The organism is Nitrosomonas limosa, assembly GCF_054188085.1.
Map to the genome: position 1 here is coordinate 2,183,767 of NZ_CM135180.1, position 17,245 is coordinate 2,201,011.

Here is a 17,245-nt window from a genome sequence, read left to right on the forward strand (position 1 = left end):
CATTCCTCCAATGCTGACTTTTGCAAAAAATGGTAAAGGTAGTGTTTGCTGTCGAGTGGAAGCTGATGTTAGACGGGGGAACGTATGAGGACACCTTCAGAAGAAGTAGCCGAAGTGGTTATTCAAGTCATAAAGAGAAAGAAGTTGTTGCTGCCAGATGATAGCGACAAGATTAAAGCCAAGATTGCGGCAGGAACTATGAAGTCTGAGGATTGGCTCCTTGTGGCAGAAAAAGCAGTAGAAAAAGGGGAAAACCTATGACAATCCCTTCGCTCATCAGCTTGGTCGTCGAAAACCTCAGAGGTTCTGTGACACCTTTTACCTTAATTTTCGAGAAGGGAAAGAAACTGACTATTGTCTATGGCGAAAACGGAACTGGAAAGTCAACGATTTCAGATGCCTTTGACCTGCTTGGAAACGGAAAGGTCGGATCTTTGGAGAATAGAGGCATTGGTGGTGCTACGCGTACATATTGGCCGTCCGTTGGGAAAATGCATGGTGATGTCAAAGTGATCTTTTCGACCTCATCCGGTACATGCACTCTATCGCTTGGAAAAACAAATGTGGCGGTGGATAACGAGCAACTCAAACCAAAGGTGGCCGTGTTGCGGCGCAGCCAGATATTAAGCTTAATTGCAGCCCAACCAGCCGATCGCTACAAAGAAATTAGTCGGTTTGTCGATTTGTCGGGGATCGAGACTTCCGAGATGACCTTGCGCAAGTTGATTAATGACAAGACTAAGGATTACGAGGCTGCAACAACTCGCCTTGGTGCAAACAGAACGACTATCGAGAACTTCTGGAATCAAGTCGGTAATCCTGCACCTGATGCCTTCTCATGGGCAAAGCTCGAAGTGCTGAAAGACCACCAAGAATTTGATCGAAAGAAGGTCGCTGTTGATGACCTGATTTTGCATTGGGACAAAATCGTTCCTCATCCTGGGAAGTTGGAAGAACTGGCTAGCAATCTCAAGTCATCTAAATCTTCATTAGAAACTGCCAAGACTTCTATGGAGGTAATAACCAGTGATGCAGCCAATGACTATCTAGAGGTTCTAGAGATCTTGAAAGCAGCACAGAAACATTTTGCGACACATCCCTCCCCTGATGTTTGCCCACTTTGTGAAAGCGGTGAGAAGGTCGAAGGTTTGGTTGCTGAAGTCAATCGCAGAATTGAAGTGCAAGGGCTACATACGAAGCTGAATACAGCCAGAAATTCTGTTGCCAGTCATGGTGCTGTTGTGCAGAGGGAAAAACAGCGTCTGGAGGATTTTCTGGAAGGTGCTGCAAAAGACTTTGCAGCACTGGAATCCTATTGTGCTAATTCCAAGGAGATTTCCGATCTAAAGCTTCCTGCATTTCCTGTACCCAGTGAAGCAGAAAAATGGGCAGGCTGGATTGATGGTAACAAGGACAAGCGTGATAGCTGGAAAAAGGCTGCAGATGCTTGTGTAGATAGTAAGAATTTCGTGGAAACACTACGGCGATCACTGAAAGACCTAAATGAGAATGAAGCGGTCGCAAAAGAATTGGAGGTCGTACTTCCCCGTCTTCGTGAAATCCTGAGGATCATGGAGGAGGAACGGAAGAAATACACTGATGCAGTTCTCGGAGCTATATCGACTCGTGTAGGTGAACTTTATGAAGCTATTCATTCGGGCGAGGGATTGAACAAGATTGTCCTGGCACTAGATGCAGCCAAGCGTGGTTCCTTGGATATCGCTACCGAGTTCGCAGGACGGCAGGATACTCCGCCGCAGGCGTATTTTAGCGATTCCCATCTGGATACTTTAGGTCTGTGTGTATTCATTGCATTGGCCGAACGTGAAGTACCAGAACAGAAAATTCTGGTGTTGGATGACGTGTTGGGCAGCGTTGATGAGCCACATGTCGAACGAATCATCAGCGTGATTTACGATGTGAGCCAAAAGTTCAGGCACTCGATCGTCACTACGCACTACCGGCCTTGGCGGGAGAAATTTCGATGGGGTGTCCTCAAACCGGATCAGACTTGTCATTTTGTGGAACTCAATCAATGGGCATTCGGTAAAGGCATTACTCTAAGCGGTGCAATAATTCCTGAAATCTCACGTCTCAAAACTCTACTGGCTGATCCGAATCCTGATGTTCAGGCGATATGCGGTAAGGCAGGGGTCGTTCTGGAGGCTCTGTTGGACTTCATTACGCTGCAATATGGTTGTGCTGTTCCAAGACGGCATGGGAATGCCTATGTGCTAAGTGATTTGCTCGGTGCGGTTAATGGCAAATTGTTAGCGGCGTTGAAGGCGGAAACGCTAGACCAAAATACCCCTGGTCAAGTTTTAGTGTCTACAGAGCTTAAGCCAATCTTTGACGATATAGCGGAGATTGCTCAAGCCAGAAATGTGCTTGGTGCACATTTCAATGCGATGGCTTTCGATCTGTATCCTGCCGAAGGTATTAGATTTGCTAAATTGGTTGAACAACTGTCTGATGCGTTGGTTTGTCCCGATCATGGTCGTCCAATGAAGGACACAGGAAGTTATTGGAGAAATGGCGGTGATACTCGCCGTCTGCATCCATTGAAGAAGCCCACCTGATCGAACAATGACTACCAAAAACTCCAACCCACCAAGCTCGGCAAGGATAAGCGCCAAAATCCAGAATCGCGTGTCCTGCGTGAAGAACAGACGCTATTCACCGTCGAATGGGCGTTGAAATGAAGCACATCCCACCTCCGCAACACGACACCTTGGAATTCCTGGCCAGTCAGATTGCCGAGATCGTTCAGCAGGCGCGTAACCAGGTACGCCAAAGCGTTAATCAGGCCATGGTAGCCAGCTACTGGGAAATTGGCCGTCTGATCGTCGAGCACGAGCAGCAGGGGCAAGCGCGAGCTATCTATGGCCAACGCCAGCTGGCCGAGTTATCCATCCGCCGTACAGATCTGTTTGGTAAGGGGTTTGACGTCAGCAATCTGCGCAACATGCGCCGGTTTCATCTGGCTTTTCCGATTCGGGAGACAGTGTCTCCTGAATTGAGCTGGTCGCATTACAACGTCTTGACCAAGGTGGAAAATCCATCCGCCCGCCAATGGTACCTGCGCGAAGCCATCGATCAGAACTGGAGTGTGCGGGCGCTGGACAGGCAAATCGGCGTGCTCTATTACGAACGTCTGTTGAGCAGCAAGGACAAGGCGCTGATCGAGGCCGAAGCGGCGCAGCACACGGAATCCCTGGCGGAAACCCGCAAGGATTTCCTGCGTGATCCGTATGTGCTGGATTTTCTCAACCTCAACACCGGCCGCTTTCTGGAAGGCGATCTGGAGCAAGCCATCATGGACAACCTGCAAAACTTCCTGCTGGCGCAACGGCAAGAGGCACAAGAATGAGCGGCAAACAAAAACTCGAACTCACCTGGATCGGCAAGGACAAGCGGCCCAAGCTGGAGCCGCGCATCCTGCTCGAAGACACTTCGCTGTCGTATCATGCCAGGCATCGGGTGTCGGATAACGACAGCTTCGACAACCGGCTGATCTTCGGCGACAACCTGCTGGCGTTGAAGGCGCTGGAGCAGGAGTTTTCTGGTAAGGTGAAGTGCGTATTCATCGATCCGCCGTACAACACCGGCAGCGCGTTCACGCATTACGACGACGGGCTGGAGCACTCGATCTGGCTGGGATTGATGCGTGACCGGCTGGAGATTATCCGGCGGTTATTGTCGGAGGATGGTTCGTTGTGGATCACGATTGATGATAATGAAGCGCATTATTTGAAGGTGTTGTGTGATGAAGTGTTTGGACGGGTGAACTTTGTTGCGAACATGATATGGGAAAAGCGCACATCGCGTGAGAATCGTCGCGTCTTCTCCTTCAATCACGACCACTTACTTGTATATGGGAAAAATAAGCCTGAGTTCGAGAAAGTTCGCAATGCTCTGGGATTGAACAGTGAAGTGCTTTCTCGTTACAAGAATCCCGATAACGATCCGCGTGGTCCTTGGCAATCCGTATCTGCTAATGCACAGGCAGGACATGCAACACCTACTCAGTTCTATAAGTTAAAGCTACCGTCTGGCCGAGAAATCGATCCGCCTAAGGGTCGATGCTGGCTTTATACGAAAGAACGCATGGAGCAAGAAATTGCAGGCGGTAATATATGGTTTGGTGTAAATGGCGACAACGCACCTCGAATCAAAAAATTCCTACGTGATAACGAGGATAAAGGTCTCACCCCGGAAACGATTTGGCCAGCAGCAGAGGTGAACACAAACGATGAGGCAAAGAAGGGATTGCTTCAGTTACTGCCACACGTTTCAGTTTTCGATAATCCAAAACCCGAAGGTTTGCTTGAGCGTGTTTTGCACATCTCCACCAATCCCGGAGATCTCGTCCTCGATTCCTTCGCCGGTTCCGGCACCACCGGCGCGGTGGCGCACAAAATGGGCCGCCCCTGGATCATGGTGGAGCTGGGCGAACACTGCCACACGCACATCATTCCCCGCTTGAAGAAAGTCATCGATGGCGAAGACCAGGGCGGCATCAGCAAGGCGGTGAATTGGCAAGGCGGCGGCGGGTTCCGCTACTACAAACTCGCACCCAGCCTGATCGTCAACGACCGTTGGGGCAATCCGGTGATCAACCCGGAATACAATGCGGCGATGCTGGCGGAAGCCTTGGCCAAGCTGGAAGGCTTCACCTACGCGCCGTCGGAAACCCGCTGGTGGCAGCACGGCCATTCCAGCGAGCGCGATTTCATCTACGTCACCACGCAAAATTTATCCGCCGCGCAGTTGCAGGCGCTGTCCGATGAGGTGGGCGGCGAACAAAGCCTGCTGGTGTGCTGTGCCGCGTTCCGTGGCCTGGGTGCGAATGGCGCGGCGCAAGCCGCCGAGCGCTGGCCGAACCTGACGCTGAAAAAAATTCCCAAAATGGTGCTGGCGCGCTGCGAGTGGGGCCATGACGATTACAGCCTGAATGTCGCGAATCTGCCGATGGCGCAGCCTGAACTGACCGAGCCTGCCGTGAGCAAAGGAAGGCGGACCAAGACGGATGGGCGCATCGCCGATCTGTTTGGCGATGGGGAGGAGGCGTGATGGCGAAGAAAAAGAAAGAAGTCTCCATCGTCCGCTCTTCGGCGGCGGAGTATCTGACCTTTGTGGCGGCCAGTGGCCAGGGGGGTGTGGAGACGGTCTATGCCGACGAGAATGTCTGGCTGACGCAGAAGATGATGGCCACGCTCTATGATGTGGATGTGCGCACCATCAACTATCATCTAAAAAAAGTATTTGAAGACAACGAGATGCAGCAAGATTCAGTTATCCGAAAATTTCGGATAACTGCCGCCGATGGCAAGAACTACGACACCAGGCACTACAATCTGGCCGCCATCATTGCGGTGGGCTACAAGGTCAATTCCGAACGGGCGGTGCAATTTCGCAAGTGGGCCACGGGCATCGTCGAGGAATTCGCTATCAAGGGGTGGGTCATGGATGTGGAGCGCCTAAAGCAAGGCGGCTCTGTCCTGACAGATCAATACTTTGAGGAACAGCTACAGCGTGTCCGTGAGATTCGCCTTTCGGAGCGCAAGTTCTATCAAAAAATCACGGATCTTTATGCCACGTCGCTTGATTACGATGTGGCTGCACAGGCCACCAAACGATTTTTCGCCACCGTGCAGAATAAACTGCATTGGGCCATTCATGGACAGACGGCGGCGGAAGTCATCGTCGCACGTGCGGATGCGGAAAAGCCCAATATGGGGTTGACCACTTGGCAGGATGCGCCACGTGGAAAAATTCAGAAGTTTGACGTGGTTATTGCCAAAAATTACCTGAGCGAAAGCGAAATGGCTCAGCTTTCCCGGCTGGTGAACGCCTACCTGGATATGGCCGAGCTGATGGCGCAGAACAAGATTCCGATGACCATGCAGGATTGGGAAATTCGATTAAACCGATTCATTGAAATGACCGATCGTGAGGTATTACAGGATGCCGGTAAGGTCACGGCGGAAATCGCACGCACTCATGCTGAAGCTGAGTTTGAAAAATACCGCATCGTGCAGGACAGGCTATTCGAGAGCGACTTTGACCGCATGCTGAAGCTGCTGGACAACAAGGAGAATGAAGCATGAGTGTCCGCATCCAGAACCATATTATAGGACGTTTGTCGCTGCGCCCGCCGCAAGCCGAATCGTTGGAAAGACTGAAACAGGCGTTGGATGCCGCGCCGGAGATGCTGACGCAGGAGCGCAATGTTCCGGCGGTGCTGGCCACGCTCAAGGCGCAGTTTCCTAAGCTGGAAGACTTCGAGCGCGAGTTTCCCTCGCTTTGCTTTGCGCTGGCGACCGGTGTGGGCAAAACGCGGTTGATGGGGGCTTTTATCGCTTATCTGCATCTGGCACACGGCATCAATAACTTCTTCGTGCTTGCGCCCAATCTCACGATCTACAACAAGCTGATTACGGATTTCACGCCGAATACACCGAAATACGTGTTCAAAGGCATCGGTGAATTTGCCATCCATACGCCGCGCGTCATTACCGGTGACAACTACGATCAGCAAAACATCACAGGCGGTGAGTTGCTGGGTGAAGTTCGCATCAATATTTTCAACATTTCCAAGATCAATTCCGAAGTGCGCGGTGGCCGCGAACCGCGCATCAAGCGCATGAAAGAGGTGCTGGGCGACAGCTACTTCAATCATCTGGCCAATTTGCCGGATCTGGTGCTGTTGATGGACGAATCGCACCGCTACCGCGCCCAGGCGGGGATGCGGGCGATCAACGAGTTAAAGCCGTTATTCGGCTTGGAAGTGACGGCCACCCCGTTTGTGGAGGCAAACCCAAAGCCGATTCCGTTCAAGAATGTGATCGTGGACTATCCGCTGGCGCGGGCGATGGAAGACGGCTTCGTCAAAGAGCCAGCCGTTGTCACGCAGCGTAATTTTGATGCGAAAGCACACACGCCGGAGGAAATCGAAAAGATTAAGCTGGAAGACGGCGTGCGTCTGCATGAAACGACCAAGGTCGAGTTGCTGACCTACGCTCGTGAGAACGGTGTCAAACCGGTCAAGCCTTTCATGCTGGTGATTGCACGCGATACTACGCATGCAGGGCAACTCCGGGAATTGATTGAAGAGCGATTATACGAAGGAAGATATAAGGGCAAGGTGATTCAGGTCGATTCCAGCCGCTCAGGCAGCGAAGAGGAGGAAATGATCGCACGCCTGCTGGCGGTAGAAAGCGTCGACGAACCAACCGAGATTGTGATTCACGTCAATATGCTCAAGGAAGGCTGGGACGTGACCAATCTTTACACCATTGTGCCGCTGCGCGCTGCCAATGCCCGCACGCTGATCGAGCAATCCATCGGCCGGGGCTTGCGCCTGCCTTACGGCAAGCGCACCGGTGTGGCGGCGGTGGATCGCCTGAACATCGTCGCACACGACAAGTTTCAGGAGATCATCGACGAAGCCAACCGGGGCGATTCACCGATTCGTCTGAAGCAGCTCATTCTCGATGCGCCAGGTGCGGACGACCGGAAGGTCAGCGTTCAAGTCGGATCGGGCGCGATGGCCCGGCTCGGCTTGACGGATATGCCGTTTGCGCAATCCGGAACAGCAACTCAGGCGGACGAACCGGCAATTATTGCTGCATCGGTGCCGGTGTTTACCAGCGAGGCGGAAAAACAAGCCGCGCGCGTGGTTATGGAGGTGATCGGTAAATACGAGGTCAAGCGCGACCTGGTGCCCGCCAGTAGCGCACTGCTCAATCGCGAAGTCCAATCGGCAATCCTGGCCGAAGTGGCTGAGCGGCTGAAACCCGTGCAGGGGGATTTATTGGCAGGCGTGGATGAATCGGTTCCTGCACTCGATCTATCCGCTGTGGTGGCAAAAACCACTGCAATCGTGGTGCAACAAACCATCGACATTCCGCGCATCGCCGTGGTGCCGACTGGCGAAGTCACCACGGGTTTTCATCCGTTTGCACTGGATGTCAGCCAGCTTCACTTGCAGCCTGGTGAGCGCGAGATCGTCGGTCAAATGCTGCGCACCAACGAGCAATTCACCTTAGCCGCAGAAGCCGGACTGAAGGAGCAGCGCCTGGAGGATACTATCGTTCATGCCCTGGTGGATTTCGACGATATCGACTACTTCACGCATGCCGATTTGCTTTACGATCTTGCCAGCCAAATGGTGCAGCACCTGCGTGGCTATCTATCCGAGGAAGAGGCTATCAACGTGCTGGGTCGGGATCGCCGCCTGATTGCACGCGAAATCCATGCACAAATGTTGACTCACTTTTGGGAGGAAGCGACGGAATACGAAGTACAAGTCAGCCGTGGCTTCACCGAACTCAAGCCCTGCAACTATACGGCGATTGCCGGGCAGACTATGCACCACTTCCGCGAAACCGTGGCTGAAACTGGCCGCATCAAGCAGATGCTGTTCGGCGGTTTCACGCGCTGTTTGTATCCGCTGCAGAAATTCGATTCGGATACCGAACGCCGCTTTGCCATTATTCTGGAACGTGACGCTCTCAAGTGGATTAAACCGGCGAAGGGGCAGTTCCAGATCTACTACAAACTGGGTTCCGAGCAACCGGAATACATTCCCGACTTTGTCGCCGAAACCGATTCGGCAATCTTCATGGCGGAAACCAAAGCGCGTAACGATATCGATACTCAGGAAGTTGAAGCCAAGGCGGCTGCGGCTATGCGCTGGTGCAAGTACGCATCGGATTATGCCGCAACGGTTGGCAATAAACCCTGGAAGTATTTGCTGGTTCCGCACGATGAGATTACCGAATCAAAACGTCTGAGCGATTTCTTGCGCTTTGAAGTGAAGTGCTAAAGGTAGTCTTGCTGGGGATATCATGCCGATTCATAGCGTTTATTGGCGCAAATTTTGACAAATCGCGCCAATAAAGTTAATCTTTTGGCGTAATAATCTTTCTATCGCGCCAAATAATCTTGTTATGCCCAAAAAACTGACTGATGATCTGAACGAGCGGATCGAAGCCGAGATTGCCCGGCACATCGAAGGCGTTGGTATCGACGCGCTGCATGCGGCATTGGCAGAAATAGTCAGCCGCCGTACGTTGCAGCGCCGTCTTGCAAACTTGGCCGATCAGAAAAGGGTATTTGTTTCCGGTAAAGGCCCGAGTCTGCGTTACCGCCAATCCCAAATAATCTACGCCCGGACACATGAACCGGCTTTAGTCGCAGCCTCGCCGGGCATCGAGGTTGATATCCCGGTATCGCCGGAAGGGGAAGAAATCCGGCGTTATGTGCGTCAGCCCCGGCAACAGCGGGCGCCGGTCAGTTACAAGCAGTCTTTCCTGGAGCAATATATCCCGAACAGTACGGCCTATCTCCCCGAATCCCTGCGCACGCAATTGCACAATCTCGGCCGTCCGTCCGTGACGGCGGCTGACGATGCTCCGGCGGGTACTTTTGCCCGTGACATTCTCAATCGTTTGTTGATTGATCTTTCCTGGGCTTCGTCGCAACTGGAGGGCAACACCTATTCGCGGCTCGATACCGAACGCCTCATCGAATACGGGCAAGCCGCCGCCGGTAAGGATGCGCTGGAAACCCAGATGATCCTCAATCACAAGGCGGCGATTGAATATCTGGTGCGCGATACCGAGCATGTGGGTGTTAATCCGGAAACCGTCATTGCGCTGCATGCCTTTTTGTCGGATGGCCTCATGCCCGATCCCGCAACTTGCGGCCGCCTCCGTAACCGGCCGGTCGAAATCGGTGGCAGTGTTTATCTGCCAATTGCCCTGCCCCAGCGTATCGAAGAGCTATTCGGCGTCGTTATTGAGATGGCGGTCGAAATTCTCGATCCCTTTGAGCAAGCTTTCTTTCTGATGGTGCATTTGCCGTACCTGCAACCGTTTGAGGATGTCAATAAACGGGTTTCCCGGCTGGCTGCCAACATTCCCTTTATCCGGTATAACCTCTCGCCACTGTCTTTCATTGACGTCGCCGCGAAGGATTACATTGAAGCCTTGCTCGGCGTCTATGAACTTAATCGTATGGAATTGCTACGCGATATCTTCGTGCGCGCCTACGAGCGTTCCTGCCAGCAATACGTCGCCGTGCGCCAGCAGCTGGTGCCGCCGGACGCTGTGCGCCTGCGCTATCGCACCCAGTTGTCAGCACTTGTTGCAGCTATTGTCCGTAGTGGCGCTAAAGCCGATTTAGCAACGATCCGCGCCCAAGCACGCGGTACCGTGGCCGAGGCCGATCGTGAACGTTTTGTCGCGCTGGCGATGGAGGAATTTCAGAATCTTCATTCCGGTAATGTTATTCGATTCGGTCTGCGACCGTTGGAATTTGCGGCATGGCAGGAAAAGAATAGCGATAAAAATTGAATTGCAATAACAAACACACCAGCCTATTCTTGTAAAAGCATATTCGCTGAAACAGGAGGCCTATCAATGAAAAAGCAATTTATCAATCTAAAACTTTTAGCCGTGCCGCTGGCATTTGTTGTGGCGCAGAGCGTTTCCCACGCCGTGCCCGGTATGCACGGTTCCGGCAGCGGCGCGGCGACGGAGCATCCGCGGGTGTCGAACAGCATCGCCGGGAAAATCAATTCGACCGGTTCGGAGATGGAGATTACTTACAGCGCCGACGGCAAGACCGCGATTTTTGTGTCGACGCGCGAGGGCAGCATCCAATCGCCCGGCGGTAATTACAGTTTCGATATCTGGATGTCGCGTCTGGTCGACGGCGAATGGCAGGAGCCGGTTCATTTGGGGCCGGGCATCGATCCTAAGGTGGGACCGAACATCAATACTTCGGCGTGGGAGCTGGAGCCGAGCTTTTCCGACGACGGCAATGTGATTTATTTCACCCGCTACGAGCCGGGCAATATGTTGTCCGGCGATTTGTACGTGGTGCAAAAAGTCGATGGCGTGTGGCAAGAAGCCAGAAACTGGAACGATGTGCCGGAATTGCCGAACATCAACACGCCGACCGGCGAGGAGCATTGCCCGATTATCGCGTCCGACAGCCTGATTTATTTCAGCTACCACCAGCCCGGCGTGACCCAGGACAGCGATATCTGGAAGGTCGAGAAAAAGGACGGTGTGTGGCAAAAACCGGAGAGCCTGGGGCTGAAAATCAATTCGCCGCACCGCGACCATTTGCATTGGACCGGACTGTCGAAAGACGGCAAGAGCCTGATCATCACCAGCACACGGCCGGATTTGGGTTCGCGCGGCGGGCATGACGAGTGGATTTCGCAGCAAAACGCCAACGGCGAATGGCAGCAGCCTGTGAATCTTGGCGATGCGGTCAATACCGGCGGCGAGGATATGTGTTGGACGTTTACGCCGGACGGCAAGCAATTTACCGGCAGTTGGGGACCGCACGGCACCTACGATATGGACATCCGTTCGATTAATAAAAACGATGTGCCATTGCTGAAGGATTTCGAGCCGATGGGATTGCCGCCTAATTTGCTGAAGCGCAGTGCAACTAAGGCGGACTGAGACGCCGCTGCTGCAATAAGATTTAAATGCGCCGGTACGGGTGATACCGGCGCAGTCGTTTGAAGATCAGCGATTATGCCGCTGCTCGTGAAGCACGTTTGCGTTCGTGTTCGAGCAAGTAACGTTTGCGGATGCGGATGGTTTTCGGGGTGATTTCCACCAATTCGTCGTCGGCGATAAATTCAATCGCGGATTCCAGCGTGAGTTGAATCGGCGGGATTAACGTCACCGCTTCATCGGTTCCCGATGCGCGGATATTGGTCAGTTGCTTGCCCTTGATAGGATTCACGACCAAATCGTTATCGCGGGTATGGATGCCGATCACCATGCCTTCGTACAGACGATCGCCGGGGCTGACGAACATGCGGCCGCGGTCTTGCAGTTTCCAGAGCGCATACGCGACAGCTTCGCCTTGTTCGGCGGAGATTAGTACGCCGTTTCTGCGCGGCGGGATTTCCGGGCGCATCGGTGCGAATTCGTCGAATACGTGGCTCATCAAACCGGTGCCGCGCGTCATGGTCATGAATTCCGATTGGAAACCGATCAAGCCGCGCGCCGGAATACGGTAATCCAGCCGCACGCGCCCTTTGGCATCCGATACCATGTCTTGTAAATCGCCGCGGCGCGCGCCCAATGCTTCCATCACTGCGCCTTGATTGGCTTCGTCGACGTCGACAGTAAGCATTTCAAACGGCTCGCATTTGACGCCGTCGATTTCGCGGATCACCACGTGCGGGCGCGATACCGCGAGTTCATAGCCTTCGCGGCGCATGTTTTCCAGTAGAATGGTCAAGTGCAATTCGCCACGGCCGGAAATCAGGAACGAATCGGTTTCATTGGTTTCTTCCATGCGCAGCGCGACGTTGGTCAGCAATTCTTTTTCCAGGCGTTCGCGCAATTGGCGGCTGGTGACGAATTTGCCTTCCTGGCCGGCAAACGGCGAGGTATTGACCTGGAATGTCATGGTCAGGGTCGGTTCGTCAACCGCCAGCATCGGCAGCGCTTCGGGTTGGTCGATATCGGCCAGCGTAGCGCCGATGCTCAGCTCTTCCACGCCGTTGATCAGCACAATGTCGCCCGCCAAGGCTTCTTTCATTTGTATCCGCTCCAGACCGCGGAAACCGAGCACTTGATTGACTTTGGCTTTTTTCGGCGGTTTATCGCCCGCGAGCACCATCACTTCCTGACCGGCTTTCAGCTTGCCGCGATGAATGCGGCCAATACCGATGCGTCCGACGAAGCTAGAATAATCCAGCGCGCTGATTTGCAGTTGCAGCGGTTCATCGGGATTACCGGTAGGCGCAGGCACATGGTTGAGAATGGTATCGAACAACGGGCGCATATCCGGGCTGGATTTATCCGGGTCCAAGGTGGCAAAGCCGTTCAGCGCGGAAGCGTACACCACCGGAAAATCAAGCTGCTCGTCGCTGGCGCCGAGTTTATCGAACAGATCGAAGGTTTGATCGACTACCCAACCGGCGCGCGCACCCGGACGGTCGATTTTGTTGATCACCACAATCGGGCGCAATCCTTGCGCCAGAGCTTTTTTGGTCACAAAGCGGGTTTGCGGCATCGGACCTTCCACGGCATCGACCAACAACAGCACACCGTCGACCATCGACAATACGCGTTCCACTTCGCCGCCGAAATCGGCGTGGCCGGGGGTATCGACGATGTTGATGTGAACGCCTTCGTAGTCGATGGCGCAATTCTTGGCTAAAATGGTGATACCACGCTCGCGCTCAATATCGTTGGAATCCATCACGCGCTCGGAAACTTGCTGATGCGCGGCAAAGGTGCCGGCCTGGTGCAGGAGCTTGTCAACCATGGTAGTTTTGCCGTGGTCGACGTGCGCGATGATGGCGATATTGCGGATAGGACGAGACATAATAATTCCTCAAAAAATAAGCTGTTAGTTGATACTTTGGGGGCGGTATTATAGCAGCCGATGGTTAAAATACGATGACAAATTTTCAAAAACCCGGAAGCGCGGCAGGAATCTTGCATGAATCCGGCGGTCAGCCGCAAAGTTCAAATCCGCGCTATCTATCGGCAGATTCGTTGCAATCTTTGCAGTTAAATCCCCACGAAATTGCCGCCAGTATCGAACATTTGCTACTGGCACGCAGCCGTCAACAGTCATGGAATGCACCCAAAGCAGTCATTACCCCGCCGGATGGCCGCTACATGATGGCGACATTGGCGGCTGCCGACGATCCGCCGTTTCTGGCCGTCAAGGCGCTGGTACTGAATCCGGATAACCCGCAGCAAGGCTTGCCGAGCATCAATTCCCTGGTGACGTTGCTCGATAGCCGCAGTGGATTACCCTTAGCGGTAATCGACGGCAATTGGGTCACGGCGATACGGACAGCCGGTTTGAGCGCGGTCGCAGCCAAACGGCTGGCCCGGCCGGATGCTTCCGTCGCGGCGTTTATCGGTTGCGGGGTGCAGGCGCATAGCCATTTGCAAGCATTTGCCGCATTGTTTCCGTTAACCGGGGTGCGTGCGTATGCACGCGGCCCGAGCCGCGATAGCTTTTGCCAATTCGCTGAAAACATGGGATTGCCCGCAATTGCCTGCCAAGCAGCCGAAGCAGCGATCCGCGATGCGGATTTGATCGTTACATCGGTGACCTTGTCGCCGCAATTGGTTCCGTTTCTCGATGCGCATTGGTTGAAACCCGGCGCGTTTGTCACCATGACCGACCTGGCAGCGCCGTGGCTGAAGGACAGCATGTCAGCGCTCGATCGCATTATCGTCGACGATCTGGAACAAGAGGCCAGTATGCCCAAGCCGCTGGTCGATCCGGCGTTTGTAAGCGGCGATCTGACCGATTTGGCGACGGGAGCTGCACTACCCCGGCAAACTAATGTTGAACGGACAGCCTTCGTATTTCGCGGCATGGCATTGGGAGATCTGGCCGTCGCCGGGTTGGCTTACCAACGTGCTTGCGAGCAGTTGCCGGATTCTCCGGTGTAATAATTACTCAGCAGCTAATTATTCCTTATTGGTTTCAGCGCCGGTCATCAGGAATTTAACCAACAGCGCGAAAATCAGCGGAACCATGCTCAAGCCCGTCACCATATAATGTTCTGATGTGAATTGATCGCCTTCGTCCATGATGATGTAACCGAAGAAAATGGTGACCGGGGTAATAATTGCCAAGACAATGACTAATCTGAATAATCCTTTCATGGTATATATCCTTTCACTAAATTATTATTAACAGGCCGTTGAAAAACTATCTGCGTTGCCGCTACGGTGTTAAAAACAAGCTCAAAATGCTCATTTATACCGCATAAACTGCGCTTTTTCGCCTGTCTTTGCCTTGTATCGGCTGCCTCGAAAACGTTTTCAACGACCTGTTAAAGTATATGCCGATTGCGGCCATGAACAAAATCACGCTTTCCCAATGCAACGCCAGGCAAGGTAAAATATAACCTTTGACGCAGCAATCTTATGTATGGAATCCGTACTGATCATTTCTAATTTTCCCGATCACGAGAGCGCCGATGCGTTGGCGAAAGCTCTGATTGATCAGCATTTGGCGGCTTGTGTCAATCTTTTGAGCCCCTGCACTTCGGTTTACCGCTGGCAGGATACCATTGAATCCGCGGCGGAGATTCCGGTGCTGATCAAAACCCGCCATCAGCATTATGACCGGGTTGAACAGTTGATCAAGTTGATGCATCCTTATGAACTTCCGGAAGTGATTATGGTTCCTATATTGGGCGGATTACCTGCCTATCTGCAGTGGGTAGCCGACGAAACTCACTTATCAGACTAAATACTACAGAATACCGATGCGATTAATTCAATTATTGTTACTGTTATTAGCGATGTCCTGTACGCAAGCCGTTGCGCAGGAAAGCGGTTCTTTCAGCCTGTTGCAGAAATTGCAAGGATTGGGCATCAATCTCGGGCAAAGCAATCCGCAGGAACTGCTGCCGCCGGATGAAGCGTTCAAAATCACGGTGGAAGTACGTGACGGCCAGACGCTGATCGCCCATCTGACACCGGCCAAGGATTATTATCTGTACCGTGACAAGATTACTTTTGAGCCGAAGCAGGAAGGATTGACCGTCGAGAAAGTGACGTTGCCGCCGGGCCAAATGAAAGACGACATGACCTTCGGTCAAATGGAAGTTTATTTCAACCCGATTCAAGCGGTGATTTCGTTAAAACGGGAAGACCCCGCCAGTGAACAGCCGCTGACGCTGGTGGCAAATTATCAGGGTTGCAATGAACCGGTCGGCGTGTGTTACGCACCGATTCACAAAGCCATCGAATTAACGCTGCCGGCAGTGGCCGCGGCGATCGGCGCAGTTGCCGATGCCGTCAGCAATCCGGCAACGGCGGCACCGGTCGATGCAACCGCGGAATTGTTTCAAATGCCCTCCCGCGCTCCGGCCATCGAAACCGAATCCTACAAAATCGAGCGGATGTTCGAAACCGGCGATTACTGGCTGATCCTGACCGGGTTTTTTGGCATTGGTTTGCTGTTGTCGTTTACGCCATGCGTGTTTCCGATGTTTCCGATTTTGTCAGGCATCATCGCCAATCGCGGTAAGCATGTGACCAAATCGCATGGCTTTATCCTGGCGCTGGCGTATGTGCTCGGCATGGCGATTACCTATGCCATTGCCGGCGTTGCGGCGGGATTGTCGGGCGCGATGCTGTCGGCTGCGCTGCAGAATGCTTGGGTTTTAGGTTCTTTTGCAGTGATTTTCGTGCTGTTGTCGTTTTCGATGTTCGGCTTGTATGAATTGCAATTACCGGGGGCATTGCAGACCAAATTATCCGAGGAAGCCGGGCATCTGAAAGGCGGGCATTTGACCAGCGTATTCGGCATGGGTGCGTTATCCGCGTTGATTGTCGGCCCCTGTGTTGCGGCACCGCTGGCGGGTGCGTTGCTCTACATCAGTCAAACCCGCGATGTTGTGCTGGGCGGTTCGGCGTTGTTTGTCATGGCGCTGGGCATGGGCGTGCCACTGCTGCTGCTCGGCACATCGGCGGGTGCGTTGCTGCCCAAGGCGGGGCCGTGGATGGAATCGATCAAGCGCTTTTTCGGCGTGCTGCTATTGGCGGTTGCACTCTGGATTGTCTCGCCGGTGATTAACGAGGTGGTATACATGTCGCTGTGGTCGGCGCTGCTGATCATATCCGCCATCTACCTGCATGCGATCGATCCTTTGCCGGAAAGAGCGACGGGGTTGCAGAAATTTTTTAAAGGTGTCGGCGTTATTGCGCTGCTGATCGGCGTTGCCATGCTGGTCGGGGTGTTATCCGGCAGCCGCGATGTGCTGCAGCCACTCTCCAAAATCGGTATCGTCCAGAGCAGTGTGGATACCGCGGAATTGAGAGCTGCCGGAAATCCGGCTTTACCGTTTCAGCGGGTAAAAAGCCTTGCGGAGCTTGATGAGCAGATTGAACGCTCCAAGAATAAATACATCATGGTGCGGTTTCATGCCGATTGGTGTGTTTCCTGCAAGGAAATGGATCGCTTCACTTTTTCCGATACCAAAGTGCAGGCCCGGCTGAAAGATGTGGTGCTGCTGGAAGTCGACGTGACCGACGGCACGCCGGATGATACCGCGCTGCTGAAACGCTTTAAGTTGTTCGGGCCGCCGGGTATTCTATTTATTGATCGTCAGGGCCGCGATGTGCCGGACATCAAAGTCATTGGATTCCTCAATCATAACGATTTCCTGACAGTGCTGAATGCAGTGCTGATTTGAGGAATATTCAAACCGGATTGC

Annotated in this window: 13 protein-coding genes; 11 read left to right on the top strand and 2 right to left on the bottom strand. The window is 53.3% G+C overall.

What is annotated here, in order from left to right; genetic code table 11:
- Window positions 1-84 precede the first annotated feature (84 nt).
- From ACV7NC_RS09985 to ACV7NC_RS10020, 8 genes are all read left to right on the top strand, one after another.
- Entirely contained in the window at window positions 85-261 is a 177-nt protein-coding gene (locus ACV7NC_RS09985) for a hypothetical protein (protein ID WP_458152424.1), read from the top strand.
- Window positions 258-2,579 (top strand): AAA family ATPase, encoded by a 2,322-nt coding sequence (locus ACV7NC_RS09990; RefSeq protein WP_458152425.1) that lies wholly within the window; start codon window positions 258-260, stop codon window positions 2,577-2,579. The genes ACV7NC_RS09985 and ACV7NC_RS09990 overlap by 4 nt, the downstream gene beginning before the upstream one ends.
- Before the next feature lie 119 nt (window positions 2,580-2,698).
- Entirely contained in the window at window positions 2,699-3,370 is a 672-nt protein-coding gene (locus tag ACV7NC_RS09995; protein WP_458152426.1) for a DUF1016 N-terminal domain-containing protein, read from the top strand.
- The gene (locus ACV7NC_RS10000) at window positions 3,367-5,073 is read left to right on the top strand and encodes a site-specific DNA-methyltransferase (RefSeq protein WP_458152427.1); all 1,707 of its coding nucleotides are present in this window, start codon (window positions 3,367-3,369) and stop codon (window positions 5,071-5,073) included. The genes ACV7NC_RS09995 and ACV7NC_RS10000 overlap by 4 nt, the downstream gene beginning before the upstream one ends.
- A complete protein-coding gene (locus ACV7NC_RS10005; protein ID WP_458152428.1) occupies window positions 5,073-6,110 on the top strand; it encodes a virulence RhuM family protein in 1,038 nt (345 codons plus the stop codon). Before ACV7NC_RS10000 ends, ACV7NC_RS10005 begins: the two co-directional genes overlap by 1 nt.
- Window positions 6,107-8,830, top strand: coding sequence for a DEAD/DEAH box helicase (locus tag ACV7NC_RS10010; protein WP_458152429.1), 2,724 nt, complete (start codon window positions 6,107-6,109; stop codon window positions 8,828-8,830). The genes ACV7NC_RS10005 and ACV7NC_RS10010 overlap by 4 nt, the downstream gene beginning before the upstream one ends.
- A 124-nt stretch (window positions 8,831-8,954) precedes the next feature.
- Window positions 8,955-10,361, top strand: a complete 1,407-nt coding sequence (locus ACV7NC_RS10015; RefSeq protein ID WP_458152430.1) for a Fic family protein — start codon at window positions 8,955-8,957, stop codon at window positions 10,359-10,361.
- Window positions 10,362-10,427: 66 nt separating this feature from the next.
- Window positions 10,428-11,486 (top strand): hypothetical protein, encoded by a 1,059-nt coding sequence (locus ACV7NC_RS10020; RefSeq protein ID WP_458152431.1) that lies wholly within the window; start codon window positions 10,428-10,430, stop codon window positions 11,484-11,486.
- Between the two features lie 73 nt (window positions 11,487-11,559).
- Here ACV7NC_RS10020 and typA read toward each other — a convergent pair whose 3' ends face one another.
- Window positions 11,560-13,374, bottom strand: a complete 1,815-nt coding sequence (typA, locus tag ACV7NC_RS10025; RefSeq protein WP_458152432.1) for a translational GTPase TypA — start codon at window positions 13,372-13,374, stop codon at window positions 11,560-11,562.
- A gap of 74 nt (window positions 13,375-13,448) precedes the next feature.
- On the opposite strand from typA, the gene ACV7NC_RS10030 reads away from it, so the two are divergent.
- Window positions 13,449-14,465, top strand: a complete 1,017-nt coding sequence (locus tag ACV7NC_RS10030) for an ornithine cyclodeaminase family protein (RefSeq protein WP_458152433.1) — start codon at window positions 13,449-13,451, stop codon at window positions 14,463-14,465.
- 18 nt (window positions 14,466-14,483) lie between these two features.
- Here ACV7NC_RS10030 and ACV7NC_RS10035 read toward each other — a convergent pair whose 3' ends face one another.
- Window positions 14,484-14,681: a hypothetical protein gene (locus ACV7NC_RS10035; RefSeq protein WP_458152434.1), complete on the bottom strand. Its 198-nt coding sequence runs from the start codon at window positions 14,679-14,681 to the stop codon at window positions 14,484-14,486.
- Window positions 14,682-14,949: 268 nt separating this feature from the next.
- Here ACV7NC_RS10035 and cutA point away from each other — a divergent pair, with 268 nt between their 5' ends.
- The gene (gene cutA / locus ACV7NC_RS10040) at window positions 14,950-15,273 is read left to right on the top strand and encodes a divalent-cation tolerance protein CutA (RefSeq protein ID WP_458152435.1); all 324 of its coding nucleotides are present in this window, start codon (window positions 14,950-14,952) and stop codon (window positions 15,271-15,273) included.
- Between the two features lie 16 nt (window positions 15,274-15,289).
- On the top strand, window positions 15,290-17,224 hold the full coding sequence (gene dsbD / locus ACV7NC_RS10045) for a protein-disulfide reductase DsbD (protein ID WP_458152437.1): 1,935 nt from the start codon (window positions 15,290-15,292) through the stop codon (window positions 17,222-17,224).
- Window positions 17,225-17,245 lie beyond the last annotated feature (21 nt).